Source organism: Brachybacterium rhamnosum, assembly GCF_039526185.1.
Classification (GTDB): Bacteria; Actinomycetota; Actinomycetes; order Actinomycetales; family Dermabacteraceae; genus Brachybacterium; species Brachybacterium rhamnosum.
Genome location: NZ_BAAAIS010000001.1, coordinates 386965 through 413634, shown reverse-complemented (window position 1 = coordinate 413634; position 26670 = coordinate 386965). Strand labels below are relative to the sequence as shown.

At 74.9% G+C, this 26670-nt stretch carries 24 protein-coding genes; 18 read left to right on the top strand and 6 right to left on the bottom strand.

The window, feature by feature from the left end; genetic code table 11:
- The 7 genes from ABD080_RS01915 to ABD080_RS01885 all read left to right on the top strand — a co-directional run.
- Nucleotides 1–1317 (top strand): FAD-dependent oxidoreductase (locus tag ABD080_RS01915; protein WP_343903432.1); only part of this gene is annotated, 1317 nt, incomplete at its 5' end.
- A gap of 48 nt (nucleotides 1318–1365) precedes the next feature.
- Entirely contained in the window at nucleotides 1366–1818 is a 453-nt protein-coding gene (locus ABD080_RS01910) for an ArsR/SmtB family transcription factor (RefSeq protein ID WP_240811147.1), read from the top strand.
- On the top strand, nucleotides 1818–2735 hold the full coding sequence (locus tag ABD080_RS01905; RefSeq protein WP_343903431.1) for a cation diffusion facilitator family transporter: 918 nt from the start codon (nucleotides 1818–1820) through the stop codon (nucleotides 2733–2735). Before ABD080_RS01910 ends, ABD080_RS01905 begins: the two co-directional genes overlap by 1 nt.
- 88 nt (nucleotides 2736–2823) lie before the next feature.
- Nucleotides 2824–3621 carry an SDR family oxidoreductase gene (locus ABD080_RS01900; RefSeq protein ID WP_343903430.1) on the top strand — a complete coding sequence of 266 codons (798 nt, stop codon included), beginning with the start codon at nucleotides 2824–2826 and terminating at the stop codon, nucleotides 3619–3621.
- A 14-nt stretch (nucleotides 3622–3635) separates the two neighbouring features.
- Nucleotides 3636–5456, top strand: a complete 1821-nt coding sequence (locus ABD080_RS01895) for an ABC transporter ATP-binding protein (RefSeq protein ID WP_377827261.1) — start codon at nucleotides 3636–3638, stop codon at nucleotides 5454–5456.
- Between the two features lie 99 nt (nucleotides 5457–5555).
- Entirely contained in the window at nucleotides 5556–5855 is a 300-nt protein-coding gene (locus tag ABD080_RS01890) for a hypothetical protein (protein WP_240811146.1), read from the top strand.
- Between the two features lie 59 nt (nucleotides 5856–5914).
- A complete protein-coding gene (locus tag ABD080_RS01885) occupies nucleotides 5915–6736 on the top strand; it encodes a phosphotransferase (protein ID WP_343903428.1) in 822 nt (273 codons plus the stop codon).
- Between the two features lie 173 nt (nucleotides 6737–6909).
- Here ABD080_RS01885 and ABD080_RS01880 read toward each other — a convergent pair whose 3' ends face one another.
- Both ABD080_RS01880 and ABD080_RS01875 read right to left on the bottom strand, forming a co-directional pair.
- On the bottom strand, nucleotides 6910–7815 hold the full coding sequence (locus ABD080_RS01880; protein ID WP_343903427.1) for a MurR/RpiR family transcriptional regulator: 906 nt from the start codon (nucleotides 7813–7815) through the stop codon (nucleotides 6910–6912).
- Nucleotides 7812–8765 (bottom strand): N-acetylmuramic acid 6-phosphate etherase, encoded by a 954-nt coding sequence (locus ABD080_RS01875; protein ID WP_137771321.1) that lies wholly within the window; start codon nucleotides 8763–8765, stop codon nucleotides 7812–7814. Before ABD080_RS01875 ends, ABD080_RS01880 begins: the two co-directional genes overlap by 4 nt.
- 333 nt (nucleotides 8766–9098) lie before the next feature.
- On the opposite strand from ABD080_RS01875, the gene ABD080_RS01870 reads away from it, so the two are divergent.
- Entirely contained in the window at nucleotides 9099–10166 is a 1068-nt protein-coding gene (locus tag ABD080_RS01870; protein ID WP_343903426.1) for a BadF/BadG/BcrA/BcrD ATPase family protein, read from the top strand.
- 41 nt (nucleotides 10167–10207) lie between these two features.
- Here ABD080_RS01870 and ABD080_RS01865 read toward each other — a convergent pair whose 3' ends face one another.
- Both ABD080_RS01865 and ABD080_RS01860 read right to left on the bottom strand, forming a co-directional pair.
- Nucleotides 10208–10480 carry a 2Fe-2S iron-sulfur cluster-binding protein gene (locus ABD080_RS01865; protein WP_137771319.1) on the bottom strand — a complete coding sequence of 91 codons (273 nt, stop codon included), beginning with the start codon at nucleotides 10478–10480 and terminating at the stop codon, nucleotides 10208–10210.
- A 123-nt stretch (nucleotides 10481–10603) separates the two neighbouring features.
- Nucleotides 10604–11011 (bottom strand): hypothetical protein, encoded by a 408-nt coding sequence (locus ABD080_RS01860; RefSeq protein WP_343903425.1) that lies wholly within the window; start codon nucleotides 11009–11011, stop codon nucleotides 10604–10606.
- 179 nt (nucleotides 11012–11190) lie between these two features.
- Between ABD080_RS01860 and ABD080_RS01855 the strand changes: the two genes are divergently transcribed.
- The 5 genes from ABD080_RS01855 to ABD080_RS01835 all read left to right on the top strand — a co-directional run bounded on the left by ABD080_RS01855 (nucleotide 11191) and on the right by ABD080_RS01835 (nucleotide 19697).
- Complete coding sequence (locus ABD080_RS01855; RefSeq protein WP_343903424.1) at nucleotides 11191–13059, top strand: serine hydrolase domain-containing protein; 1869 nt, start codon at nucleotides 11191–11193, stop codon at nucleotides 13057–13059.
- A gap of 115 nt (nucleotides 13060–13174) precedes the next feature.
- Nucleotides 13175–13918, top strand: a complete 744-nt coding sequence (locus ABD080_RS01850) for a response regulator transcription factor (protein ID WP_137771316.1) — start codon at nucleotides 13175–13177, stop codon at nucleotides 13916–13918.
- Nucleotides 13915–15459: a sensor histidine kinase gene (locus ABD080_RS01845; RefSeq protein WP_343903423.1), complete on the top strand. Its 1545-nt coding sequence runs from the start codon at nucleotides 13915–13917 to the stop codon at nucleotides 15457–15459. The genes ABD080_RS01850 and ABD080_RS01845 overlap by 4 nt, the downstream gene beginning before the upstream one ends.
- A 279-nt stretch (nucleotides 15460–15738) precedes the next feature.
- Nucleotides 15739–19038 (top strand): isoleucine--tRNA ligase, encoded by a 3300-nt coding sequence (ileS, locus tag ABD080_RS01840; RefSeq protein ID WP_343903422.1) that lies wholly within the window; start codon nucleotides 15739–15741, stop codon nucleotides 19036–19038.
- 230 nt (nucleotides 19039–19268) lie between these two features.
- Nucleotides 19269–19697: a hypothetical protein gene (locus tag ABD080_RS01835; protein WP_343903421.1), complete on the top strand. Its 429-nt coding sequence runs from the start codon at nucleotides 19269–19271 to the stop codon at nucleotides 19695–19697.
- A gap of 82 nt (nucleotides 19698–19779) precedes the next feature.
- Here ABD080_RS01835 and ABD080_RS01830 read toward each other — a convergent pair whose 3' ends face one another.
- Both ABD080_RS01830 and ABD080_RS01825 read right to left on the bottom strand, forming a co-directional pair.
- Nucleotides 19780–21309 carry a WXG100 family type VII secretion target gene (locus tag ABD080_RS01830; RefSeq protein WP_343903420.1) on the bottom strand — a complete coding sequence of 510 codons (1530 nt, stop codon included), beginning with the start codon at nucleotides 21307–21309 and terminating at the stop codon, nucleotides 19780–19782.
- A complete protein-coding gene (locus ABD080_RS01825; protein ID WP_343903419.1) occupies nucleotides 21306–22121 on the bottom strand; it encodes a hypothetical protein in 816 nt (271 codons plus the stop codon). The genes ABD080_RS01830 and ABD080_RS01825 overlap by 4 nt, the downstream gene beginning before the upstream one ends.
- A gap of 233 nt (nucleotides 22122–22354) precedes the next feature.
- Between ABD080_RS01825 and ABD080_RS01820 the strand changes: the two genes are divergently transcribed.
- The 5 genes from ABD080_RS01820 (at nucleotide 22355) to ftsY (ending at nucleotide 26564) form a co-directional block, all read left to right on the top strand.
- Nucleotides 22355–23725, top strand: coding sequence for a bifunctional folylpolyglutamate synthase/dihydrofolate synthase (locus ABD080_RS01820; RefSeq protein WP_343903418.1), 1371 nt, complete (start codon nucleotides 22355–22357; stop codon nucleotides 23723–23725).
- A gap of 2 nt (nucleotides 23726–23727) precedes the next feature.
- Complete coding sequence (locus ABD080_RS01815) at nucleotides 23728–24183, top strand: DUF4233 domain-containing protein (protein WP_343903417.1); 456 nt, start codon at nucleotides 23728–23730, stop codon at nucleotides 24181–24183.
- Nucleotides 24184–24259: 76 nt separating this feature from the next.
- Nucleotides 24260–24685, top strand: coding sequence for a nucleoside-diphosphate kinase (gene ndk, locus ABD080_RS01810; protein ID WP_137771308.1), 426 nt, complete (start codon nucleotides 24260–24262; stop codon nucleotides 24683–24685).
- A 114-nt stretch (nucleotides 24686–24799) separates the two neighbouring features.
- A complete protein-coding gene (locus tag ABD080_RS01805; RefSeq protein WP_137771307.1) occupies nucleotides 24800–25018 on the top strand; it encodes a hypothetical protein in 219 nt (72 codons plus the stop codon).
- Between the two features lie 91 nt (nucleotides 25019–25109).
- Nucleotides 25110–26564 (top strand): signal recognition particle-docking protein FtsY, encoded by a 1455-nt coding sequence (ftsY, locus tag ABD080_RS01800; RefSeq protein ID WP_137771306.1) that lies wholly within the window; start codon nucleotides 25110–25112, stop codon nucleotides 26562–26564.
- The last annotated feature ends 106 nt before the right edge of the window (nucleotides 26565–26670 follow it).

Here is a 26670-nt window from a genome sequence, read left to right as displayed (position 1 = left end):
GCCGCGCTCGCCCTCGAGCAGGTGGGGCCGGAGCGGGCGCGCGTGCTGCGCGGCGTGCGGGCCGTGCGCATCGACCGGGCCTCGCACCTGGTCCACGACGAGCTCGGGGAGGCGCATCCCTACGACCGTCTGGTGCTCGCGACGGGCTCGGCGGCGCGGATCCCCGACGTCCCCGGGCTGCGCGCGCCCGGGGGCGCCGCGGAGGAGTCGCCGCTCGTGGACGGCGTGAGCCCGCTGAAGGACCTCGACGACGCGGAGCGGATCCTCCGACGCTGCGACGGCGGCGGCGAGGTCGTCGTCCTCGGCGCGGGCGTGCTCGGCATCGAGGTCGCCACGGGACTCGCCGGCCGCGGTGCGCGGGTGACCCTCGTCCATCACCGCGAGCGGCTCATGGAGCGGCAGCTGGACCGCGACGCCTCGGAGATCGTGCACGGCGCGCTCGAGACGCTCGGCATCACGGTGGTCACCTCGGCGAGCGCGACGGGCGTCGACGCGCCGGAGGGTCGTCTCGAGACGGTGCACCTCTCCGACGGCTCGGCGCGGCCCGCGGACCTCCTCGTGCTGTGCACGGGCACGGTGCCGCAGACGGCGCTCGCCGAGGCGGCGGGCCTCGAGTGCGGGGCGGGGGTCCTGGTGGGGGAGGACCTCACGTGCCCGGGGGACCCGGACGTCTTCGCGATCGGCGACTGCGCCCAACCGCCCGAGGGGGCGAGCGGGCTCGTCGCCCAGGGCTGGGAGCAGGCGCGCCGGCTCGTCGAGTCCTGGAGGCCGCGGGAGGAGGAGTCGCGGGCGCCCGGGCCGCCGCGCGGGACGGGCGGGGACCTGGTGCGGGTCAAGGCGGTGGGCCTCGCACTCGTGACCATGGGCCGCATCGAGCGGCCGGGGCCCGGTCTGCACGCCCCGCGGTCCGTGCGGCTCGCCGATCCCTCGGGCGGCCGCTTCACCGAGGTGGTCGTGCACGAGGGGCGCCTCGTCGCGGCGACGATCGTGGGCGACGAGGACGCCGCGGCGGAGCTCAGCGCCGCGTTCACCCTGCGGACGCCGGTCCCGCGGGACCCGGTGCACCTGCTCGCCCGGCCTCTCGCCGCACGGGCCGCGGCCCCGGCGGCCTCCGCGGCGGACATGGCGGAGGACGACGTCCTGTGCCAGTGCAACGGCGTCACCAAGGGGACCGTGTGCGCGGCGGTCGCGGGGGGCTGCGGGAGCACGGCGGAGGTCTCGCGGGCCACGCGCGCGGGCACCGGCTGCGGCACCTGCCGCTCCCGGATCCAGGAGCTGCTGGACGCCTCCCGCGATCGGGAGCCCGCTCCCGTGTGAGCGGAGCCCCTCTTGCCCTCGCGGGAGGGCGACTCCTACCCTTGACGTATGAACGTCTCGTCAGATGATCAGGTGACGGTGGTCGACCCCGGCTCCGCCGTCGGCCCCGATCCTGAGGTCGTCGACGCCGTGGACTCCGACGCCGTGGACCCTGACGCCGTCGGGCACGCCCGCGCGCACCTGCCGGCGCCCGCCGCGGTCGCGGACGTCGCGGACGTCCTCTCCCTCCTCGGCGAGCCGCACCGGCTCACGCTCCTGCTCGCCCTGCGCGGCGGGGAGCTGTGCGTCCACGACCTCGCCCTCACGGCCGGCCAGTCCGAGTCCGCGACCTCGCACGCCCTGAAGCTGCTGCGCGCCCACCGCATCGTGACCCCACGCCGCGAGGGGCGCCGCATGTACTACCGGCTCGAGGACCCGCACGTCCTCGAGCTGCTTGACCTCGCCCTCACCCACACGGCGCACTCGCCGCTGCGCCATCCCGAGCGCGGGGAGGGAGCCTGATGGGACACAGCCATTCCCACGGCGGAGGTGCGGAGGCGCTGAGCGCCGGCGGCCGCCACCGCTCCCGCCTCGCGATCGCCCTGGTGCTGATCGGCGGCTTCTTCGTCGTCGAGCTCGTCACCGCCCTGCTCACCCGATCGCTCTCGCTGCTCTCCGACGCCGGTCACATGGCCGCGGACGTCCTCACCCTCGCCGCCGCGCTCGGCGCCGCGACCGTCGCCGGCCGCGGGGACCGCAGCGGGCGCCGCAGCTTCGGCCTCTACCGGATCGAGGTCTTCGCCTCCCTCTTCGCCGTGCTCGTCATGCTCGCCGTCGCCGCCTGGGTGCTCATCGAGGCGATCGGGCGGCTCGGGACCGCACCGGAGATCGGCACCACCGGCATGCTCGTCGTCGGCGTGCTGGGACTCGCCGTGAACCTCGTGGTCATGCGGATCCTCTCCGGCGGCGCGCGCGAGAGCCTCGCCGTCAAGGGCGCCTACCTCGAGGTCCTCGCGGACACCGTCGGCTCGATCGGCGTCGTCGTCGCCGGTGTGCTCGTCGCGCTCACCGGCAGCGCCCTCGCGGACACCGTCGTCGCCCTCGCGATCGGCGCCTTCGTCGCCGTGCGCGCCGTGATGCTGGGCCGCGAGGTGCTCGGCGTGCTCGCCCAGGAGACGCCACGCCACCTCGACCCCGCGGCGGTGCAGGCGGATCTCGCCGCCTTGGACGGCGTCACCGAGGTGCACGACCTGCACCTGTGGACCCTCACCTCCGGCATGGACGTCGCGACCGCCCACCTCCGGGTCGAGGAGCGGGCGGACGCCCACGGCGTGCTCGACGCCGCCCAGGAGCTGCTCCGCACCCGCCACGGTCTCGAGCACTGCACGCTCCAGATCGAGCCGGAGGCCCACCGCACCGACGAGGAGTCCGCGTGGTGACCCGTCCGCCCGCCGCCCGGTCCACGCGGCCCCCGCGCCGCCGGTACGCCGGCGCCGCGCCCCGCCCCTGCGACGTAGGCTCGACGCCATGACCTCCCCCTCCGCCGCAGACCGCCCCGCCCCGTCCTCCGCGCCCCTGACCGCCGTCGTCACCGGCGCCTCCTCCGGCATCGGTCGCGCGACCGCCGCCCGCCTCGTCGCCGACGGCTGGCGCGTGCTCGCGATCGCCCGCCGCGAGGAGCGCCTCGCCGCGCTCGCCGAGGAGACCGGCTGCGAGGTGCTCGCCGTGGACGTCACCTCCGACGACTCCGTCGCCGACCTCGCCGCCCGCGTCGAGGAGCTCTTCGGCGGCACGCTCAACGCCGTCGTCCACGTCGCCGGCGGCGCCCTCGGCGTCGAGCCCGCGGCCGAGGCGGACCTCGAGAAGTGGCAGGGCATGTACGAGACCAATGTGCTCGGCGCCGTGCGCGTGACCCGCGCCCTGCTGCCCGCCGTGCGCCGCAGCGGCCGCGGCGACCTGCTCTTCCTCACCTCCGTCGCCGGCCACGAGGCCTATCCCGGCGGCTCCGGCTACAACGCCGCGAAGGCCGGGGAGCACATGCTCGCCTCCGCCCTCCGGCTCGAGCTGAACGGGGAGCCCATCCGCGTCATCGAGATCGCCCCCGGCATGGTCCGCACCGAGGAGTTCTCCCTCGTGCGGCTCGGCGACCAGGGGAAGGCCGACGCCGTCTACGACGGGGTCGAGAACCCGCTCACCGCCGAGGACTGCGCGGACGTCCTCTCCTACGCGCTGAACGCCCCGCACCACGTGAACCTCGACCTCGTGACCGTGCGTCCCCTCGCCCAGGCGGCCGCCCACCGCGTGGCCCGGCACCAGGGGCTGTGACGGTCCACCCCGGCATGGGCGGGCCCGGCACGGGCGGCGGCGGAGGCGGTCGCGGGGGCCCCGAGCTGCGCCTCGCCCCCGGGCAGAAGGCGGACGTCCGACGGGTGCTCTCCCTGTTCCGGCCCTACCGTCGGACCCTGCTCGCGGTGCTCGCGCTCATCGCCCTCGGCGCCGCCGCCGGCGTGGTCTCCCCGTTCCTCGTGCGGGAGATCGTCGACGTCGCCCTGCCCGATCGCCGCGAGGACCTCCTGCTGTACGCCGTCGGCGGGCTGATCGCCGTCACGATCGTCTCGAGCGCCCTCGGCGTCACCCAGGCGATGCTCTCCACCCGCGTCGGGCAGTCCGTCATGCACGACCTGCGCGTCGCCGTCTACGGTCACCTGCAGCGGATGGGCCTCGGCTTCTTCACCCGCACCCGCACCGGCGAGATCCAGTCCCGGATCTTCTCCGACATCGGCTCCATGCAGGCCGTCGTCACGAACGTCATGACCCAGATCGTCTCGAGCGGCGCCGGGATCCTCATGGCGGTCGTCGCGATGCTCGCCCTGGACTGGCGGCTCACGCTCTTCTCGCTCATCGCGCTGCCCTTCGCCGTATGGATGAACCGCCGCGTGGGATCGCGCCGCCGCGTGATCGTCAAGCAGCGTCAGGAGAAGGCCGCGGACCTCTCCGCCGGGATCCAGGAGTCCCTCTCCGTCTCCGGCATCCTGCTGGGGCTCACGATGGGCCGCACCCGCGCGCTCGTGGACGCCTTCACCGCGGACTCCCGCGGCCTCGCGGACCTCGAGGTGCGCTCCGAGATGGCGGGTCGCTGGCACATGGCCGTCTTCACGACCCTCATGGCCCTGTTCCCGGCGCTCACCTATCTCCTCGGTGGGCACCTGCTGCTCGCCGGCGGCGGCGTCACGATCGGCACCCTCGTCGCCTTCATCGCCCTCCAGTCGAGCCTGTTCCCCCAGGTGAACGGGATGCTCCGGGTCGCGGCGCAGGTGAACTCCTCGCTCGCCCTGTTCACCCGGGTCTTCGAGTACCTCGACGCGCCGCTCACGGTGGTCGACGCACCCGGCGCGGTCGCCCTGGACCCCGCACGGGTGCGCGGCGAGATCCGCCTCGAGCACGTCGACTTCACCTACCCCGGAGCGGATTCCCCGTCCCTGCACGACATCGACCTCACGATCCCCGCGGGCCGGCACACGGCGCTCGTGGGCACGACCGGCTCCGGGAAGACCTCCACCGGCTACCTGCTCGCCCGGCTCTACGACCCGAGCGGCGGGCGGATCACCCTGGACGGCCACGACCTGCGGGAGCTGACCCGCGAGTCGCTCGCCGCGAGCCTCGGCGTCGTCACCCAGGAGACCTACCTGCTGCACGCGAGCATCGCGGAGAACCTGCGCTTCGCCCGCCCCGGCGCGAGCGACGCCGAGCTCGTCGCCGCGTGCGAGATCGCCCAGATCCACGAGCACATCTCCTCCCTCCCCGACGGCTACGCGACCGTGGTGGGGGAGCGCGGCTATCGCTTCTCCGGCGGCGAGAAGCAGCGCCTCGCCCTGGCCCGAACGATCCTGCGGGACCCGCCCGTGCTGCTCCTGGACGAGGCGACCTCCGCGCTGGACACCGCGACCGAGCGCGCCATGTCCGGGGCGCTCGACGCCGTCTCCCGCGGCCGCACCGTCATCTCGATCGCCCACCGGCTCTCCACGATCCGCGACGCGGACCAGATCGTCGTCCTCTCCCACGGCCGGGTCGTCGAGCGCGGCACCTACGCGGAGCTGCTCGCCGCGGGCGGCGCCTTCGCGGAGCTCGCCGCGCGGGACACGGACCCCGCGGAGCGCTGAGGAGGCGGGGCGCGCCTCGTCGGACGTACGACGAAAGGATGACGGCGTCTCCTCCGGCGAGGGGATGTCCGGGGCGGCGGGGACGAGGAGGATCGGGTCATGTCGCCCGTCCTCGAGCCTCCCGGCCCGAGGAACCCTGCCGTCGACGAGGACACCATGACCACGCTCACGCACCACGAGGACCCGGACCTCCGCGAGGGGGCGACCCTCACCCGCGGCGGCCGCCGCGCCATGGGCCGTCCGCTGCTCTTCGCCGTCCTGCTCAGCGTCGCCTCGCTCGTCGTGCTGGGGCTGCTCGTCGCCGGGCCGGCGCTGCCGCTCGCGGCCGCGATGCCCGTCGCCGCGGGCGCCGCGGTGCTCGTGGTCCTCGCCTGGGCGCTCGCCGGCCCCCGCCTCTGACCTCCCCGCCGCCGTCGGCCATGTCCCGGGGCGTGCAGGGCCGCCACTACGCTCCCAGTATGGAACCGGAGATCCCGCTCGCGGGCGGGAACGCCAGCGCGGGCGTCATGCGGGTGGGGGACACCGTGCGCAAGCCCTGGACCCGGCACTCGCCGGGGGTGCTCGCGCTCATGGGCACGCTGCGGGACCGCGGCGTGGACCTGCCGGCGCCGCTCGGGCAGGACGAGCAGGGCCGCATGGTGACCGAGTACGTGCCCGGCGCCCTCGCGATGGACTCCCCGCCGCTGAGCCGCCCGCAGCTCGCCGAGGTCGGGGCCATGGTGCGCCTCATCCATGACGCCTGCGCCGGGCTGAGCGCCCAGGAGCTGGGCCTCGGGCCGGCCCTCATCCCCGTCGCCGACGCGGACCTCGTCTGCCACGGGGACCTCACCCCCTGGAACCTCGTGCTCGGGCCGCGGTGGGTCTTCATCGACTGGGACGGCGCCGGCCTGAGCACCCGCGCCTGGGACCTCGCCTACTCCGCGCAGGCCTTCACGCTCAACGACGTCACCGCCGATCCGCACCGCGCCGCCGAGGACCTCCGCGCCTTCGTGCTCGGCGTCGACGGGGCCGACGGGACGGCAGGACGGGGACACGAGGCCGACGCGGCCGACGGGACCACCGGGCGGGGCTACGGTGCCGATGCCGCGCTGCGGGCCGAGCTCGCGGCCCTGCTGCCGCGCCGGGCGCAGGCGATGCACGACCACCTCGAGCGCGCCCACCGCAGCGGCTGGGAGCCGTGGGGCTCGATGTACCTCGAGGGCCACGGCGCGCACTGGGCGGGAGTGGCCGCGCACCTCGAGCGGCACGCGGAGCTCTGGCGCGACGCGCTCTGCTCCTGAGCCGGGTCCGCGTCGCCACCGGAGCCCAGGGGCCATCGGCACCCCAGAGGCGATGGGCACCTCAGGAACAATGGGCACCTCAGGGAGCATGGCGGGCCGATCATGCTCCCTGACGTGCCAATACTGGGCCGTGGGCCGTGGGCCGTGGGCCGTGAGCACCGACGGGGCCCGGCTCAGCGGCGGCGGCCGCCCCGGTCCAGGCGGCGCGCCGCGATCGCCTCGCGGGTCCGCTCGAGCGCCCTGCCCGCCTCCTCGTGGTGCCGCTGCGCGACCGTCACGAAGATGATGTCCACGAGGGTCAGCTGCGCGAGGCGGGAGGCCGTCGCGCCGGAGCGGAAGGGCGACTCCTGGGCCGCGGTGAGCAGAGCATGGTCCGCGAGGGAGACGAGCGGGGAGCCGGCGGTGTTGCTCAGCGCGACCGTCCGCGCCCCCGCCTCCTGCGCGATCCGCAGCGCGTCGACGACGTCGATCGTGTCGCCGCCGTGGGAGATGCCCACGGCGACGTCCCCCTCGCCGAGCAGCGAGGCGGCGGGCAGGCCCTCGTGGGCGTCGCTGTAGGCGGCCGCCCACAGGCCGATCCGGGAGAGCTTCTGTTGGAGGTCCGTGGCGGCGAAGGCGGAGGCGCCCACCCCGAAGGTCGCGACCCGGCGAGCGGAGGAGAGCAGCGCCGTGATCGCGGCGAGCTCGCCGGTGTCGACGCGCTCGCAGGTCTCGGTCACGGCGCGGGAGTCCGCGAAGGCGATCTTGGCGATCACCTGGTCCAGGGAGTCGGTGGGATCGATGTCGCGGTGGAGTTCCGCGGATCCCCCGTTCGAGGCGTCGCGGCCGGAGGCGTAGGCGAGGTCCGCGCGCAGGGCGAAGCGCAGCTCCCGGTAGCCGGAGAAGCCGAGGTCCCGGGCGAGGCGGACGACGGAGGCGGGGGAGGAGTCCGCGGCCTCGGCGAGACGGTCGATGGACAGCTCCGCGGCGGCCGCGGGATCGGTGAGCATGACGTCGGCGATGCGGCGCAGCGCCCCCTGCATCCCGGGGGCGATCGCGCGCAGCGTCGTGAGCACCTGCTCGTGCCCGGCGGCGGTCATCGGCGCGCCTCCGTCAGCAGCGCGACCGCGGCGCGGATCCCGGCCGGGTCGCCCGCCCGTGAGGGATCGGGGGGCCGGGCGGCGGCGGCGTCCCGGGCGGCGGGGACCTCGGCCCCCGCGAGCAGGGCGACGAGGGCGACCCGGATCGAGCCCTCCGCCTCCTCGAGCACCTCGGCGGCGTGCTCGGGCGCCGCGCCGCTCGCCTGCACGAGCATGCGGACGCTGCGGGCGCGCAGCTTCTGATTGCTCGCCCGCATGTCGATCATGAGGTTCGAGTAGGTCTTCCCCAGCCGGACCATCGTCGCCGTGGAGAGGGCGTTTAGCAGCAGCTTCTGCGCGGTCCCGGCCTTCATGCGGGTGGAGCCGGTGACGACCTCGGGGCCGACGTCGGCGAGCAGGGCGTGATCGGCGAGATCGGCGAGCGGGGCCTGCGGGTTCGCGGCGATCAGGGCGGTGACGAGGCCCTTCTCCCGGGCGGCGGTCAGCGCGCCGCCCACGTAGGGCGTGCGGCCGGAGGCGGCGAGCCCGATCACGACGTCACGGGGGCCGCACTGCTCGCGCACGAGCGCGGCGCCGTCCTCGGCGGAGTCCTCGGCGCCCTCGCCGGCGACGACCATCGCGCGCGGGCCTCCCGCGAGGTGCGCGGTGAAGTGGTCGGGGCCCACGTTGAACGTGGGCGGGAGCTCGGCGGCGTCGAGCACGGCCAGACGCCCCGAGGTGCCCGCGCCCACGTAGTGCACGGTGCCGCCGGCGGCGATCGCGGCCACGCAGTCCTCGACGAGCGCGGCGAGCGGCGCGGAGAGCGACTGCACGGCGGTGATCACGGCGGCGTCCGCCTCGAGGATCCTCGCGGTGAGCTCGGCGGCCGGCAGCGTGTCGAGGTCCTCGGTCGCCGGATTGCGCTCCTCGGTGGGGGAGGCGAGGTCCAGCAGCGACTGCCATGAGCTCATCGCCGGTCTCCTTCCGTCGCACGCACCGGGACGGGGCGCCGCTGCGTGGTCGTGCCGCACATCATCGCGTGCCGGCCGTCCGGGGCGCGTGCTGTCCACGGGATGGTGCGTGGGCCTCCGGGTGGGGAGGCACGACGGTCGCCGGCGCGGCTCCCCGGGGCGGACGATCCTTCATGATGGTCACCTCCGGAACGGGGTGCGGCGCGCACGCGTGGACGGCGACGGGACCGCCACCGTGCGGAAAGAACTTTCGGATGAAAGACTTCGCAGGAAAATAGCATGCGGGATCGGGGATCTCCAGGAGACACCCCCGACCATGGACGAGGAGGCGCGATGGGCGGCGGGACGAGCCGGGGGAGCACGCTGCTGCTCGGGGCGGACGTCGGCGGGACCCACGCCCGCCTGCGGCTCCACCTCCTCGACCCCCGCAGCGGGGAGGCGGGGGAGGAGCTCCTGCGCCGCGAGGGGCCCGGCGCGAACCCCGGCTCCGCGGCCCCCGGGGCGCTCGAGGCGCTGCTGGACCTCGTCGCCGCCGCGCTCGTCGAGGGCGCCGCCCTCCTCGCCGGGGTGTCGCGGGCCGAGGGTGCAGGACCTGCGGCGCGCGCGGTGGTCGTGCTCGGCATCGCCGGGGCCGGACCGGCCCGGCACGGGCGGGTCGAGCGCGCCGTGCGGGAGGGGCTCGGGCAGCGGCTCACCGCCCGTTCCTCGCCGCCGTGTGATCAGGACCTGCTGGACCCGGCCGACGTGCACGTCGTGGACGACATGGTCACGGCCTTCGCCGCGGGCGGGACCGGCGGGGACGGCCTGCTCCTGCTCGCCGGCACGGGCGCCGCAGCGGTGCGCTTCGCGGGCCACCGCCCGGTGGAGCGGTCCGACGGGATGGGCTGGCTGCTCGGCGACGCGGGCTCCGCGGTGTGGATCGGCCGGGAGGTGCTGCGTGCGGCGGCCGCGGACCTCGACCGGCGCGGCCCCTCCACGTCGCTGTCGGCGGCGGTGCTCGGGGAGCTCGGCCTCCCCGCGCCGGGGGAACCGGGGACGGGTGACGTGCGCCAGGCGATGATCGCGGCCGTCGACCCGCTCGCCCCGGCCGCCTGGGGACGCTTCGCACCGCTCACGAGCGAGGCGGCGGCCGCCGGTGACGTCGTCGCGGCGAGGATCCTCGATGGGGCCGCGGAGGCGCTGCTCGGCACGCTCGACGCGGTGCGGGACACCGGAGCAGGGGTCGGAGGGACCGTCGTCATGACGGGATCCGTGCTCGAGCGCAGCGGGACGGTCCGCGCGGGCGTCCGGGCCGGGCTCGAGATGCGGGGGCTCAGGACGGTGCGGGGCGCTGAGCCCGTCCACGGGGCGCTCCGGCTCGCGGCCGAGCACGCCGCCCGATCGGCGGGCCCGGCCCGCTGATCGCGCTCCCCGCCGGATGACCGGCGGGGTTCAGCGAAGGATCAGACGTCGATCTCGATCTCGCCCACGCCACGGGAGACGCACGTGGTCATCTGGGTGTCGTGCTCGTCGTCCATGAGGAACTCGTCGAGGTGCTCGACCTCGCCGGAGACCAGCGGCACGACGCAGGTGCCGCACACGCCGCCCTCGCAGGAGTAGTCCATCGAGATGCCGGCGTCGAGGAGCGCCTGGAGCAGGGATTGGCCCTCGGCGACCTCGACAGTGACCCCCGACTTCAGGCACTTGGCGGTGAAGGGCTCTCCGAACAGCGACATCCTCGCTCCTTGATGGTCGATCCGGGCCCCGGCCGATGCCGGGCGCCGTCGCACCAGCATCCCACGCACGGCCCCTGCGTCGCAGGTGAGGATCACCTCACCCACGGCCCGCGCAGCGGCGGATCAGGCCTCGAGCTCCTGCTCGCGCTGCGTCACGGCGACCTCGGGCGCGGCATCGACCCAGTCGGCCGCGCGCACGGGATGGGGGGCCTCCGCCGAGGCGGAGGGCGGCGAGGAGGCGAGCGTGCTCGGCTCGAGGGCCAGGGCGGCCGGCCCGAAGGTCATCACGAGCAGCGCGGCGGCGCCCAGCGAGGCGGCGCCGGCGCCGAGGGCGGCGCGGGCGAGGGTCGACATCGACCGTCCCGTCGGCTGCACGACCTCGGCGAGCGGCGCCTCGACGGCGGCGGCCACGGGCTGCGCGTGCGCACCGCCGGAGTGCGCACCCGCCGCGCGGGCGAGCGCGTGGGAGCTCGCGGGCATGTGGGCGGGAGAGGGGCGGAGCGGGGGGTCGGGCTCGCGCGGACTGCTCATCGGGACCTCCGGTGATCGGGGCGACGAGGCGGCTGCCCCGTCGACGTGGACCATCCGACCGTCGCGACCTGTGGGGGCTCTGTGCGAGGAGGGCCGGTTCCCTGAGAGCGTGCCGCACCGGCCAGGGGTGCGGGTGTGACGGTTGCCACAGGGCGGGCTCCGCCCTACGGTGGGCGGGCATGACCTCCTCCTTCCCTCGTCGCACGGGCCTCATGGCCGCCGCCTTCGCCGCAGGGCTCGCCGCGCCCGTCCCCGCCCTCGCGATGGGCGACCCCTCGCCGCCCAAGCCGAGCCCGCGGGCCGCCGCTGCGGCCGCCGTGCCCGCCTGGGACCGCGGGCGTCGCCCCGCCGGCCGTCACCCGTGGGACCGACGACCGGGGCACCCCCTGCATCCCTCCTCGCCGCACGCCGCCGGCCTCGACGAGGCGTGGATCGAGAAGGTCCCGGGGATCCTGCGGGCCGCGATCGCGCAGGACCCGCCGCGCTTCGCCGGGGCGAGCGTGCTGGTCGCCGTCGGCGGCGGCATCGTCCTCGAGCACGCGGAGGGCGACGCCCTGCGCTGGGCGGACGCCACCACGCAGCTCCCGGAGACCGAGCGGATCCCCGCCCGCACGGACACGATCTTCGACCTCGCCTCCCTCTCGAAGCTCTTCACGGCGACGGCCGTGCTCCAGCTCGTCGAGCAGGGCCGCGTCTCCCTCGAGGACCCGGTGGCCCGGCACGTGCCCCGCTTCGGCGAGAACGGCAAGCAGCAGATCCTCGTGCGCCACCTCCTCACCCACACCGGCGGGCTGCCCGCCTTCCTGCCGCTGCACAGCGACTGGCCGGACGAGGCCTCGCGCTGGGACGCGGCGCTCACGGCGACCCCGACCGCAGCCCCGGAGGAGGGGTACCTCTACAGCGACCTGGGCCTCATCGCGCTCGGCCGGATGGTCGAGGAGCTCAGCGGGCAGCGCCTGGACGCGTACGTGCACGACCACATCACCGCGCCGCTCGGCATGACGGACACGATGTACACCCCGGACGCCTCCCTGCGCCCCCGCATCGCCGCGACCGAGTACCAGGAGTTCTACGGCGAGCTCGTGCACGGCCGCGTCCACGACGAGAACGCCTACGCCCTGGGCGGCGTCGCGGGCCACGCGGGCGTCTTCTCCACCGCGAAGGACGTCGCGGTCTTCGCGAGCATGCTGCTGGGCGGCGGGAAGCACCGCGGCGCCCGCGTGCTCGAGCGGGCCACCGTCCAGGACATGTTCACCGACCGCATCGCGGGGATCACCGGGGAGGGCGGGGCACGGCGCGGCCTCGGCCCGGAGCTCGCCGCCTGGTCCTACCACGCAGGGCTCACGAGCCCCTTCAGCGGTGCCCACACCGGCTTCACCGGAACCTCGCTCGTGATCGACCCGCTCACCGACACCGTCATCGTGCTCCTCACCAACGCCGTGCACCCCACCCGCGAGTGGTCCAGCACCAACGCCGTGCGCCGCGAGGTCTCGACCGCCGTCGCCCGTGCCCACGGCCTGCTGTCCGCGGAGGCCGGATGGCTCGCCGGCCAGGAGGACGCCCGCACCGCGACGCTCACCGTCGCCGCCGACCTCCCGGCGGCGGCGGAGCCCGCGCGGCTCGAGCTCGAGCTCTTCGCCCACCTCGAGACCGCCTACGACACCCTGCGCATCGAGGCCAGCGCCGACGGCGGCGCCACCTGGGCGCCCCTCGCCGGTGCGCTCGAGCGCCGCGACCGCGACCGGGGCCGGCCCGTGGAGGACCTCGTCGAGGAGCGGATCGAGCTCCCGGACGGCGTCGTCACCGGCTGGGGCGGCCGCCTCACCTGGCGCGGCGGATTCGACCTCGTCGACGCCGGCGGCGCCGCGCTCGCCGGGGAGGTGCAGGTGCGCGCCGCCGTCACGACCGACAAGGCCGTCCGCGGTCTCGGCGCGCTCGTCGGCCGGATCGCGATCACGAGCGGAGGGGAGACCCTTCTGGACACCGACCGCGAGGCGGACGCCGCCGCCGTCAGCGCGGACGGCTGGGAGCGGGTCGGGCGGAGCTGACGCCTGTGCGCGCGCTGTGGGGACCGCCAGCGGTCGCTGTGACCTGGTGGGTCGGCGGTGTCCCTGGCGCGATCGCCGATTAGTCTCGGAGCAGCATCCCGCCAGGAGGTCCCCCGTGCCCGACAACGCCCTCGCCGCCCTCGCCGCGCTCCCGCGCCTCGAGCACCCCGACGGCAGCCCCGTCCGCGTGCTCGTCGTCGAGGACGAGCCCACCATCGCCGATCTCCTGCGCTTCCCGCTGCAGATGACCGGCTGGGACGTGCACCTCTCGGGGGACGGCCTCGACGCCGTGCGCCAGGCCCGCGAGCTGCGGCCGGACGTCCTCGTCCTGGACCGCATGCTCCCCGGGATCGACGGGGTCGAGGTGCTGCGCCGCGTGCGCGCCCTGCACCCGGACATCCCGGCGCTCATGCTCACCGCGATGGACGCCCCCACGGACCGCATCGAGGGCCTCGCCGCCGGGGCGGACGACTACGTCACCAAGCCCTTCACGATCGAGGAGGTGCTGCTGCGCCTGCACCGCCTCGTGCAGCGCTCCGGCGTCGTCGCCCAGGGGGCGGAGGAGCTCGTCGTCGGCGACCTCGTCATGAACGTCGACACCCACGAGGTGACCCGCGGCGGGGAGGTCGTCCCGCTGACCGCGACCCAGTACCAGCTGCTGCAGTACCTCATGGAGAACCCGCAGCGCGTGCTCTCCAAGGCGCAGATCCTCGAGGCGGTGTGGAACTACGACTTCGGCGGGCAGGCGAACATCGTCGAGCTGTACATCTCCTATCTGCGCAAGCGGATCGACGCGGGCCGGGAGCCGATGATCCACACGGTGCGCGGCGCCGGGTACGTCCTCAAGCCCGCCGGATGAGGCGCCGCCCGCTGACCCTGCGAGCGCGGCTCCTCGCCCTGCTCGCCGCGACGGTCGCCGTGGTGTGCCTCGCGATCGGGGTGATCGCCCACGTCTCCGTGCGCGGCCAGCTCTACGACGAGCTCGACGGCCAGCTCGAGCGCGCCGCGTCCCGGGCGCTGGTCCGCGAGGGCGTGGTCACGACGCCGCAGGACGGACCGGACCCCTCTGGCCTGCCCTCCGCGCCGACGGGCGGGGACCCCGGCAGCGGCGAGTACGAGCTGACCGTCGCCCTGGAAAACGGCGAGGTCACCTCCGCCACCTGGCGCGACCAGTCCGGGGACCTGAAGGACCTGGGCGCGGAGGACCTCGCCACGCTGCGCACGGCCCTCGCGGACCTCGACCCCACCCCGATCGGCTCGACCGAGCACGACGGACGCACCACCGTGTCCCTGAGCATCGGGACCTACCGGGTGCTGCTCACCGACGGCGGCTCCGGGGCCGGAGGCTCCGACGGCGGCGCCGGCACGGGAGGATCCGGTGCCGGCGCGGACGCCACCGCGATCGCGACCGGCCTGCCCGTGGACCCCGTCCGCGAGACCCTGCTGCGCCTGGACCTCACCCTCCTGGTCGCCACCCTCGCCGCGCTCGCCGCCGCGGGGATCGGCGGCTCCGCCCTCGTGCGCCGTACCCTGCGCCCGCTCGACGGCGTGGCCCGGCTCGCGGGGGACGTCGCCCGCACCCCGCTGGACCGCGGCAGCGTAACCCTCACCGAGCGGGTCCCCGAGTGCTACGCCGTGCCCGGCACCGAGGTGGGGGAGGTGGGTCGCGCCCTGAACCACCTGCTGGACAACGTCGAGGGGGCGATCGACACCCGCCACCGCAGCGAGGAGCGCATGCGCCGCTTCGTCGCGGACGCCTCCCACGAGCTGCGCACCCCGCTCACCGCGATCCGCGGCTACACGCAGATGCTGCGGCTCACGGAGGACCTCACCGAGCAGGGCGGGCGCTCCGTGGACCGTCTCGACGCGCAGTCCGCGCGCATGACCTCGCTCGTCGAGGACCTCCTGCTGCTCGCCCGGCTCGAGGAGGACGCCCCGCGCCAGCACGAGGAGGTCGACCTCGGCGAGATCGCGCTCGAGAGCGTCATGGACGCCCGTGCGACGGCCCGCGAGCACCGCGTCGACGTCCACGTGCCCGACGCCCCCGTCACCGTCCGGGGTGACGCCCGCCAGCTCACGCAGGTGATCGTCAACCTGCTCTCCAACGCCCGCAAGCACACGCCCGCCGGCACCCACGTCTCCGTGCGGCTCCGGGTCGCGGGGGAGCGGGCGGTGCTCGAGGTCGAGGACGACGGCCCGGGCATCGACCCCGAGATCCTGCCGGACGTCTTCTCCCGCTTCACCCGCGCCGATCGCGCCCGCTCCGGGAGCGAGAACACGACGGGCCTGGGTCTGTCGATCGTCCGCGCGATCGCCGAGGCGCACGGCGGCACCGTCGAGGTCGCCTCCCGGCCCGGCCGCACCGTGTTCACCTTGTCCCTTCCGCTCGGCGCGGGATGACCGTGCGCGGCGCCGCGCGTACACTGTCGCGCATCGGCACCGACCCGGCCATCACCGGAGAGCCGCGGGAAGAACAGCGCACCGGCCCCGTGCCGCGCGCCCAGTAGAACCCGCCGGGACCAGCCCGTCACAGCTGAGGAACAAGGGGGCGCCCCGCACCGGCACGACCGGCGAGGGACGCCAACCGAGGTGGTACCGCGCCACCGGCCCCGCGCCGGGAGCGTCCTCGGGCAGCAGATGTCCCGCCGCCGTCCCCTGTGCTTCCTCGGAGGTCCCCCCATGGTCTACCCGGTCTCCGGCGACCCGCTCGTCCCCTCGCCGAACCTGCCCGCCCTGGAGAACGCGATCCAGGAGTTCTGGCGAACCGACGACACCTTCCGCGCCTCGATCGCGCGGCGCGAGGGCGCCGAGGAGTTCGTCTTCTACGACGGCCCGCCCTTCGCCAACGGCCTCCCGCACTACGGGCACCTGCTCACGGGCTTCGTCAAGGACGTCATCCCGCGCTTCCGCACCATGGACGGCCTCAAGGTGGACCGCCGCTTCGGCTGGGACACCCACGGTCTCCCAGCCGAGCTCGAGGCCATGCGCGAGCTGGGCATGACGGAGAAGGCGGAGATCGAGGAGATGGGCGTCCAGGCGTTCAACAACGCGGCGCGCTCCTCCGTCCTGAAGTACACGAAGGAGTGGGAGGACTACGTCACCCGCCAGGCCCGCTGGGTCGACTTCGAGAACGACTACAAGACCCTCGACGTCTCCTTCATGGAGTCCGTGCTGTGGGCCTTCAAGACCCTCCACGACAAGGGCCGCGCCTACGAGGGCTACTACGTGCTGCCCTACTGCTGGAACGACCAGACGCCGCTCAGCTCCCACGAGCTGCGCATGGACGACGACGTCTACCAGGACCGCCAGGACCAGACCGTCACCGTCACCTTCCCCTTCACCGGTCAGAAGGCGGAGGAGCTCGGTCTCGCCGGCGTCAAGGCCCTCGCGTGGACGACGACCCCGTGGACCCTGCCCACGAACTTCTCCCTCGCCGTGGGCCCCGAGCTCGACTACGCGGTGCTGCCCGCCGGTCCGCTCGGCGCGGCCGACGGCACCGCCGCGGGGGAGGGCCGCTTCCTGCTCGCCGCGGCGCTCGTCGGCGCGCACGCCAAGGAGCTCGGCTACGCCGACGCCGAGGAGGCCGTCGCCGCGATCGAGCCGCGCACCTATCGCGGCGCCGAGCTCGAGCACATGGCCTACGAGCCGCTGTGGACCGTCTACTCCGAGGACCGCGAGCAGTGGGGCACGCAGAACGCGTGGATCGTCACCGTCGCGGACTACGTCTCCACGGACGACGGCACCGGCGTGGTCCACCAGGCCACCGCCTACGGTGAGGTCGACCAGCAGGTCAACGCCGAGTACGGCATCCCCGTCATCGTCTCCGTGGACGACGGCGCCCAGTTCCTGGACTACTTCCGCGGCACGGCCCTCGACGAGATCGCCGGGCTGCAGGTGTTCGAGGCGAACCGCCCGATCATCCGCATCCTGCAGCGGCAGGGGCGGCTGCTGCGCGAGCAGTCCTACGTGCACTCCTACCCGCACTGCTGGCGCTGCCGGAAGCCGCTGATCTACAAGGCCGTCAGCTCCTGGTACGTGAAGGTCGCCGATCAGCGCGAGCGCATGCTCGAGCTGAACGAGCAGATCGACTGGGTGCCCGGCAACGTCAAGCACGGCCAGTTCGGCAAGTGGCTCGAGGGCGCCCGCGACTGGGCGATCTCCCGCAACCGGTACTTCGGCTCGCCGATCCCGGTGTGGAAGAGCGACGACCCGAACCACCCGCGCGTCGAGGTGTACGGCTCCCTCGCGGAGCTCGAGGAGGCCTTCGGGACCCTCCCGCGGGACGAGCACGGCGAGGTGAACCTCCACCGCCCCTACATCGACGAGCTCACCCGCCCGAACCCGGACGACCCGACGGGCCGCTCCACCATGCGCCGCATCCCCGAGGTGTTCGACGTCTGGTTCGACTCCGGGTCGATGCCCTTCGCGCAGGTGCACTACCCCTTCGAGAACACCGAGTGGTTCGAGTCCCACAACCCGGCGGACTTCATCGTCGAGTACATCGGGCAGACCCGCGGCTGGTTCTACATGATGCACGTGCTCTCCACGGCGCTGTTCGACCGCCCGGCGTTCACCTCGGTGATCTGCCACGGCATCGTGCTGGGCGAGGACGGGCAGAAGATGTCCAAGTCCCTGCGCAACTACCCCGACGTGCGCGAGATGTTCGAGACCTACGGGGCCGACGCGATGCGCTGGTTCCTCATGTCCTCGCCGATCCTGCGCGGCGGCAACCTCGTGGTCGACGAGCCGAAGATCCGTGAGGCCACCCGCCAGGTGGTGCTCCCGCTGTGGAACGTCTGGTACTTCCTGGCGCTCTACGCGAACGCGGCGGGGGAGAAGGACGCCGAGGGCCGGCCCACCGGGTACACCGGTCAGGAGCGGTACGAGTCCGACGACGTCATGGACCGCTACCTGCTCTCCCGCACCGGGGACCTCGTGCGGGGCGTGCGCACGTCCCTGCGGGAGCTCGCGATCGCGGACGCCGCCGAGCAGATCCAGGACCACCTGGACATGCTCACCAACTGGTACGTGCGCCGCTCGCGCGACCGGTTCTGGGAGGGCGACGAGCAGGCGATCGACGTGCTCTCCACGTGCCTGGAGACCCTGCTGCGGGTCGCCGCGCCCCTGCTGCCGATGGTCACCGAGGAGATCTGGAAGCAGCTCACGGGCGGCCGCTCCGTGCACCTCACGGACTGGCCGGACGACGCCCTCTTCCCGCGGGACGAGGCGCTCGTGGTGCAGATGGACGACGTCCGCGCGATCGCGAGCGCCGGCAACGCGGTGCGCAAGAAGGAGGGCCTGCGGGCCCGCCTCCCGCTCGCGGAGCTCACGGTGGTCCACCAGGATCCCGCGTCCCTCGAGGCGTTCACCGAGATCCTCGCCGACGAGCTCAACGTCAAGTCCGTGCGGCTGCTCGACGCCTCCGGCGACGAGGCCCGCGAGATGGGCGTGGAGCAGCGGCTGAGCGTCAACGCCCGTGCGGCGGGGCCGCGGCTCGGCAAGCAGGTGCAGGTCGTCATCAAGGGCGCGAAGAGCGGGGACTGGTCCCAGGCGGAGGACGGCACTGTCACCTCCGGCGGCATCGACCTGGTCGAGGGCGAGTACACCCTGGACCTCGTCGCGGGCTCCGGCTCCGCGACGCAGGGCCGGGCGATCGGCGTGCTTCGCGGCGGCGACTTCCTCGTGCTCGACACCGAGGTCACGCCGGAGCTCGAGGCGGAGGGCATCGCGCGCGACGTGGTCCGTGCGATCCAGCAGGCGCGCCGCGAGGCGGGGCTCGACGTCTCCGACCGCATCGCCCTCACGGTCGCCGGGGACGAGGCGGTCGTCGCCGCGGTCTCCGCGCACCGCGACCTGGTGGCCGGCGAGGTGCTCGCGACGCAGCTCGAGGTGCCCGCCGATCCTGCCGCGGGCGCCCATGCCGCGACCGAGAAGGTCGCGGGCGGCACGGTGACCGTGTCGGTAGCGCTCCTGTCCTGAGCGACGGTCCCCGGGGACCCCGCGCCGCACCCCGTCAGGGGCTGCGCGCGGGGCCCTCCCGTTCCGGGGGCTCTCCGCTCGGCGTCCTCCCGGCCGTCGCGGGCCGCCGGGCGGAGACCTCGTGCGCGGCGGCCCCGCCGGGCAGCGCGGTCGTCCACATCCTCGGGCAGGCCGCGCGCAGCAGGTCGGGGGATGCGATGCTCGGACCAGGACCTGACGAGGAGGCGATGATGGTGGCACGACGCGGACTCCTGGGCGGCGCCGCCACGGCGGCGGCGCTGCTGCTGAGCGGATGCGGCCTGGGGAAGGTCTCGCTCGAGAAGGCGCTGAACCGCGCCGCCGAGGACGTCGACGGCGTGACCTCCACCGGCCTCGAGGTCGGCTTCGAGGCCGAGTTCCGCCGGTACGTGCGCGGGAGCGTCGAGACCTCCGCCGCGTCCGCGGAGGAGGCGCTGGAGACCTTCGGCGCGGTGATGGCGGCGATCGTCGCCGCGGCCTACGAGCACAGCGGTCGCGAGGAGCAGCGCGACCGGCAGGCAGGGGAGATCACCCTGCTCGACGCGTCGGGCGCCGAGTACGACATGTGGGACCTGCGCCCGGAGCTCGAGGCCGAGCGCGGGCGGCTCGACGGGGTGCTCCTGTCCGACTTCGAGGGCTGAGCGCCCGCGTCCACCTGCGCACCGACCGTGCCCCCGGCGCCGTGCACGGCTCCGGGCACGCGCCCCGTGCCGCCCGCCGTCGTCACGGCTCCCCGCGCCCCACGGTCACGACCTGGGAGGAGAGCACCTCCGTCCCCTCGCCGAGGTACGTGCCGGTGAGGGCCCGCTGCAGCGCGGAGAGTGTGGGATCGCCCGCGGTCGCCCGGCCCACGCTGCCGGCGTAGCCCTGATCGGGGTCGTGACCGGGCCCGACGGTGTCGTGGTTCCGCTCGAGCACCGGCACCGGGTTCCAGCTCGTGCCCGGGTACGGGTCCAGCGTCACCTCGTGACGGTTCGGTGCGGTGAGGTGGCCGCCGTCGACCTGCAGCCCGCCGAGGTCCGTCTCCGCGATGAGGTCGCCGCCGAACCCGCCCGCGCCGAGCGAGGCCTCATGTCCCACGTTCACGCTCTGCGTGCCGGCCTGGGCGGGGACGACGGTCTGGATCGGGGAGCCGACGGAGAAGGTGTGCGTGACGTCGTAGCTGCCGGGCGCCCCGCTCGCGCTGTTGAACGTGGGATCGGCGGCCAGATGGCTCGCGATGATCCCGCCCTGGGAGTGGCCGACGATCATGATCTCGGCGCCGTCCGGCACCTGCGCCGCGGTGAGCGCGGCACGCACGTCGTCCATCGCGGCCGGGTCCTGCCCCGCGACGAGACGCAGGTTCGATCCCCAGTCGCGGGAGTTGCCCTGGCCGCCGTAGGCGCCGGGGACCTCGGTGATCCCGGATCCCTCGGTGGGCGGGACCTGCACGAGGTAGACGCTCTCGCCGCCGTCGGCCGGCCGGATCCGCTGGATCCCGATCTGCCCGGCCTCGACGGCGGCCGCGCCGCCCGGTCGCAGGGCGTCGTTCGCGACGACGAGGTCCTGCAGGGTCCGCGGTCCCTGCGCGGGCAGCGGCTCGGTGCGGACGTCCGTGACGATGCCGCCGGGGCGGTCGTCGAGGAACGGGGTGTCCTGCCCGGTCGCCGCCTCGTAGAGCCCGACCCCGGCGGATCCCGCGGTGAGCAGGGAGGCGGCGCCCAGCTCGGCGAGGGTGGGCACGCGCTCGCCGGTCACCCAGTCCTCGAAGATGCCGCCCAGGTGGTCGGCGTCCCGCTGGAACTGCGCGATGCCCTCGGTGCGCATCCCGAGCGCGTCGAGCCCGCCTTCGAGCAGGTCGATGCCGGCATCCAGCCCGTGCCCCAGGGCGTCGGAGGCGGCGCCGGCGAGGTCCGCGAGGGGGCCGTCGCCTGCGCCCGGACCGTCCGCCCCGGGACCGGGCGCGCCCGGTGACCGGGGAGCGTCCCCGCCGGGCAGCCCGGCGTCGTCGCGGGAGGCGGCGTCCTGGGCGTCGGCCTCCGCGAGCGAGCGGAGCGAGCGCGCCGAGAGCTGCTCGCCGAGATCGCGCAGGCGCGTCGTGGCCACGTGCTCCCAGCGCTCGCGGAAGGCGTGGGCGTCCTCGCCCTCCCAGGCGACGGCGTGCACGGCGGCGTCGAGCCGGAGGCGGAGCTGCTCGACCTGGGCCGAGGAGTCCTGCAGGTGCCGGGCATGGTCGCGCACCTGCGCGGGGTCCATGCCGCAGAACGCGCTCATCGCCGATCGCCCGTGCTCGGGGCGGTCGTCGCGGCGGCGGCGAAGCGCACGCCCTCCTCGATGACGGCCAGCAGGCTGCCCGTCACGTCCCCGTCGTCCACGGGGAGGACCGGGCCGAGAGGAGCGTCGCTCGCGTCGGTGCGGTACAGGCCGCGCGCTCCGCGCACCCACAGCCGCGACCAGCTGACCGGTCCAGCGAGGGCGCGGTGGCGCGGGTCGTGCAGCGTGAGGGAGGCCGCGAGCCGAGGGCCCCGCGCGGTGAGCGCGTCCCGCAGCGGGGAGGGGAGGTCCCCGAGGGCGCCGAAGGCCGCCGCCGGGGACGCCCCACGGGCGAGGGACTCCCGGGCGCTCGCGACCTGCTCATCAGTCAGGCGCAGCGCCTCCGCCTCGCGTCCCACCTCCTGCCGGGGCACCGACGGGGCGATCCCCGCCCGGTCGAGCAGGGCGGTGATCCGCGCGGGGAGCGCCTCGAGCTCCGCATGCTCCAGGAGCGCGGTCCCCGCCCCGTGGGACTGCTCGAGCGTGACCCGCTGCGGGGCGAGCGAGGCGCGCAGCCGGTGCGTGCCCTCGCGATCCGTCACGGCGAGCACGAGCAGGGCCCGTGCGGTCAGCTGCGCGGTGATCAGCGCGAGCTCCTCGGGCGAGCCGGGGCCGGCGGTCGCCCCGCTCGGTGCCGTGCCCGGGGACGCCGGGGCATGCTCGCCGCGACGGTCCAGCAGGGCCCGGTACACGGGGTGGAGATCCTCCGGAGGGACGCCGCCGGCGACCGCCCGGGCGGCGGCCTCCTCGAGCGTGACCTGCAGCTGGCTCATCGTGCGCCTCCTCGCTCCCGACCCGGGCGGTCCCGGATGCTGTGCTCCCGGCCGAGGCTACGGTCGCGCCCGCCGCCGGCCCATGGGGAGAACTCCCCGTGTGGACGCAAGGACGATGGGGAGGAACGGCCGCGGGGTCCGCCTCGTCACACGGCCGCTCCCGCACCGCCGGCGGCCGGGGCCGCCCTCGTAGACTGGCCGGCGTCCCGCTCAGCCGTCGAAGGAGCCCCACCGTGCCCCCGAAGTCCCATCGGGTCCTCTCTCCCGAGCTGCGCGAGGTCTACGCCGCGCTCCTCCGGCGCGCCCCCGAGAACCGCATCGAGCCGGACCTCTCCCGCATCCGGAGGGTCATGGAGCTCATGGGGGACCCGCAGCGCTCCTACCGCACCGTGCGCATCGCCGGGACGAACGGCAAGACCACGACCGCGCGGATCCTCGAGCGGATCCTTCGCGAGGCGGGCCTGCGCACGGGCCGCACCACGAGCCCGCACCTGCACTCCCCGGCGGAGCGGATCGCGATCGACGGCGAGGCGATCGACGACGAGGGCTTCGTCCAGGCCTACGAGGACGTCCTGCCCTTCGCGCTGATCGTCGACGAGGAGTCCGCCGCGGCGGGCGGCCCCCCGCTGACCTTCTTCGAGTACCTCACCGCCATGGCGTTCCAGGCCTTCGCCTCCGCCCCCGTGGACGTGGCCGTCGTCGAGACGGGCCTCGGCGGGACCTGGGACGCGACCGGTGTCGCGGATCCGGACGTCGCCGTGATCACCCCGATCGGTCTGGACCACCAGGAGTACCTGGGGGACACGATCGAGCTGATCGCGGGGGAGAAGGCCGGGATCCTCACCGAGCGCGCCATCGCCGTGCTCGGGGCGCAGGTCGAGCCCGAGGCCATGGACGTGCTGCGCGAGCGGGTCACGGAGCTCGGCGCGGAGGCCGCCGTGCAGGACGAGCAGATCGGCGTCATCGCCCGCACCCCGGGCGTGGGCGGCCAGATGCTCACGATCCAGGGGATCGCGGGTCGCTACGAGGAGGTGTTCCTGTCGCTGCTCGGCGAGCACCAGGCGAGCAACGCGCTGCTTGCGGTCGCCGCCGCGGAGGCGCTGCTGGGCGGGGGCACGATCCCGCTGGACGGCGAGATGCTCTCCGCCGCGCTCTCGACGGTGACCTCGCCGGGTCGCGCCGAGGTCGTGCGGCAGTCGCCGACCATGATCGTCGACGCCGCCCACAACCCGGCGGGCGCGGAGACCCTCGTCGCGACCGTCCGCGAGAACTTCCGCTTCACCCGCACCGTCGGCATCGTCGGCATCCTCCAGGAGAAGGACGCCGAGCAGATCCTGGCCGTGCTCGAGCCGCTCCTGGACCAGGTCGTCGTGACGGCGTCCTCCTCCCCGCGCGCCATCCCGGCCGACGTCCTCGCCGACCTCGCCCGGGACGTGTTCGACGACGAGGACCGGGTCGTCGACACCGCGAGCCTGCCCGACGCGATCCAGCTCGCGGTGGACCTCGCCGAGCAGGAGGGCGACCAGTTCGGCGGCGTCGTCGTCGCCGGGTCGGTGACCCTCGCCGCCGAGGTCCGCGAGCTGCTCGGCGCGGAGGGGGAGTGACCATGGCCGATCGCACCGCCGGCGCGCCCCGCCGCTCCCCGCTCGCCGCGCTCGCGCCCTCGGGGCGCGCGCACGGCGCCCAGCGCATGTTCGCCGCGACGACGCTCACCGTCGAGGCGGTCGTCGTGTTCTTCGCCGTCCTCGTCGCGCACCAGCTGGTGCCGGACGAGCGCGCCCTCACCTGGACCTGGGGTCTGCTCACCGTGCTCGCGCTCGTCGCCTGCGGCGGCCTGCTGCGGCGCGGCGCGTGGCCCTACCTGGTGGGCGTCGCGCTGCAGGTGCCCGTCATCCTGCTGGGGCTCCAGGTGGGGCTGATGTGGGTGGTCGGCACCTTCTTCGCCCTGCTCTACGTCTACGGCCTGTTCGCGGGGCACCGCTTCGACGCGGAGAAGGACGCCGTGGACGCCCGGTTCCTCGCCGAGCGCGGGGCCGACGGCGCCGAGGACGCCGACCGCTGAGCTCCGTCCCCTCGGCGCCCGGCGTCGGGGGAGGGGCGTCGGCCGTCCCAGTCCGCGTCGCCGGTACCCTGGTGCCATGACCGCACAGCGCACCCTCGTCCTGCTCAAGCCCGACGCCGTCCAGCGCGGCCTGCGTGGGGAGATCATCCGTCGCATCGAGGCGAAGGGCTACGACATCGTCGCCCTCGCCCAGCGCACCGCCACCGCCGAGGAGCTCGCCGCCCACTACGCCGAGCACGAGGGCAAGCCCTTCTACCCCGGCCTCGTGGAGTACATGGGCGCCGCCCCGCTCGTCGCCCTCGTCGTCGAGGGCGTCGAGGTCATCGCGGGCTTCCGCTCCCTCGCCGGGGCGACCAACCCCACCGCCGCCGCCCCGGGGACCATCCGCGGCGACCTCGCCCGCGAGCAGGACCTCCCCGTCATCCAGAACCTCGTGCACGGCTCCGACTCCGAGGAGTCCGCCGCTCGCGAGATCGGCATCTGGTTCCCCGAGCTGGGCTGATCCGCCCCGTCCCGGGCGCTCCGGCGCCCACCGAGCGATGAGAACTCCGTCGCACTGCGCCGCGCCCGCCCGGATCTCCCGGTCACGGGCGGGCTCGGCGTGCACAATGTGGGAATGACCATGACGCTGGTGACCGTCGTCTTCCTCCTGGTCGCCCTGGTGGTGGCCCTGGTGATCCTCGCCGCCGTCGCGCTGCCCAACCTGCGCGGTGACCGCGACGGGGATCCTGCCGCGTATTTCCAGGCGAGCGCGGAGCGCCGCTCCGCCGCGCGTCACAGCTCGCGCACCTCCCGCACGGACGTCTCCGGACGCTCGGGGACCGCGGATTCCTGATCCCGGGTCCGGGACGCCTCCCGGGGACCGCCGCCTAGACTGGCCGCTGGCCCGCCGCTTCGACCGGCTTCCCCGACCTCGGAGGTGACCCGTGGATCCGAACGACATCCTCGCCCTGATCGCCGGAGGCGGTGGCGTCTTCCTGGTGATCGGCGCCGGCGCCTGGGCCGTGCTGCGCGGCCGGGGCGGCAAGAGCCCCGATGCCGGCACGGACGACCAGCAGGGCCCCGAGGGCACCGGCTCGACCGGGGCGCCGACCGCCACGAAGGAGCGCCCCGCGGCGCCCACCTGGGCGGACACGCTCTCCGCACCGGCCGAGCCCGCGGCGCCGCCCGCCGAGGACACCGCCGCCGCCCCCACCGAGGACGCCCCGACCGCCGAGGCGCCCGAGCAGACCGCCGCACCGGCGGGCGACGAGGCGACCCGCGCCGACGCGCCCACCGCGGCGGAGCCCGCGACGGCGGCCGTCGAGCCCGATGCCGCGGAGCCTGCCGCGCAGCCCTCCGCGCAGGAGTCGGCCGAGGAGTCCGCCCCGGTCGAGGACGTCGCCGGCACCCCCACCACCGAGCGCCCGTCGGTCGCGGTCATCGAGACCCCCGAGGCCCCGCAGGACCGCATGGTCCGCCTCCGCGACCGGCTCTCCCGCTCCGGCTCGATCGGCCGCGGCATCCTCGGGCTGCTCACCCGCTCCACCGTCGACGAGTCCACCTGGGACGAGATCGAGGAGACGCTGCTGCTCGCGGACCTCGGCCCCGACGCGACCGACGAGCTGCTCGCGAACCTCCGCCGCCGCATCCAGGTGCTCGGCACCGAGGACCCGGCCGCCGTGCGCGAGGTGCTCCGCGAGGAGCTCGTGGGCCTCGTGGACCCGCAGCTGGACCGCCGGATCGCCGCGACCGTGCGCACCGCGCCGGACGGCGAGACCGTCCCCTCCGTCATCCTCATGGTGGGTGTCAACGGCACCGGCAAGACCACGACCGTCGGCAAGCTCGCCCGCGTGCTCGTGGCCGCGGAGCGCAGCGTCGTCCTCGGCGCGGCGGACACCTTCCGCGCCGCCGCCGCGGACCAGCTCGCCACCTGGGGCTCCCGCGTGGGGGTCGACACTGTGCGCTCGGACAAGGACGGCGCCGATCCCGCCGCCGTCGCCTTCGACGCCGTGAAGCAGGGCATCGACCAGGGCGTCGACGTCGTCATCATCGACACCGCGGGGCGCCTACAGAACAAGAAGGGCCTCATGGACGAGCTCGGCAAGGTACGCCGGGTCGCGGAGAAGGGCCTGCACGGCGACCAGGTCGCCGAGGTCCTGCTCGTCATCGACGCCACCACCGGGCAGAACGGCATGCAGCAGGCGCGCGTGTTCTCCGAGGCCGTGAACATCACCGGCATCGTCCTCACCAAGCTCGACGGCACCGCGAAGGGCGGCATCGTCGTCAACGTGCAGCGCGAGCTCGGCGTGCCCGTGAAGATGGTGGGCCTCGGCGAGGGGATGGACGACCTCACCCCCTTCGACACCTACTCCTTCGTGGACGCCCTGCTGGGCGACTGAGCCACGGATCCGGCGAGGGCCGGTGCGCGTCCCCGGCCAGGGGCGCGCACCGGCCCTTCCTCGTCCCCCGGGCTCCGGGGCCCCGGGGAGACCCCGTCGTGTCCAC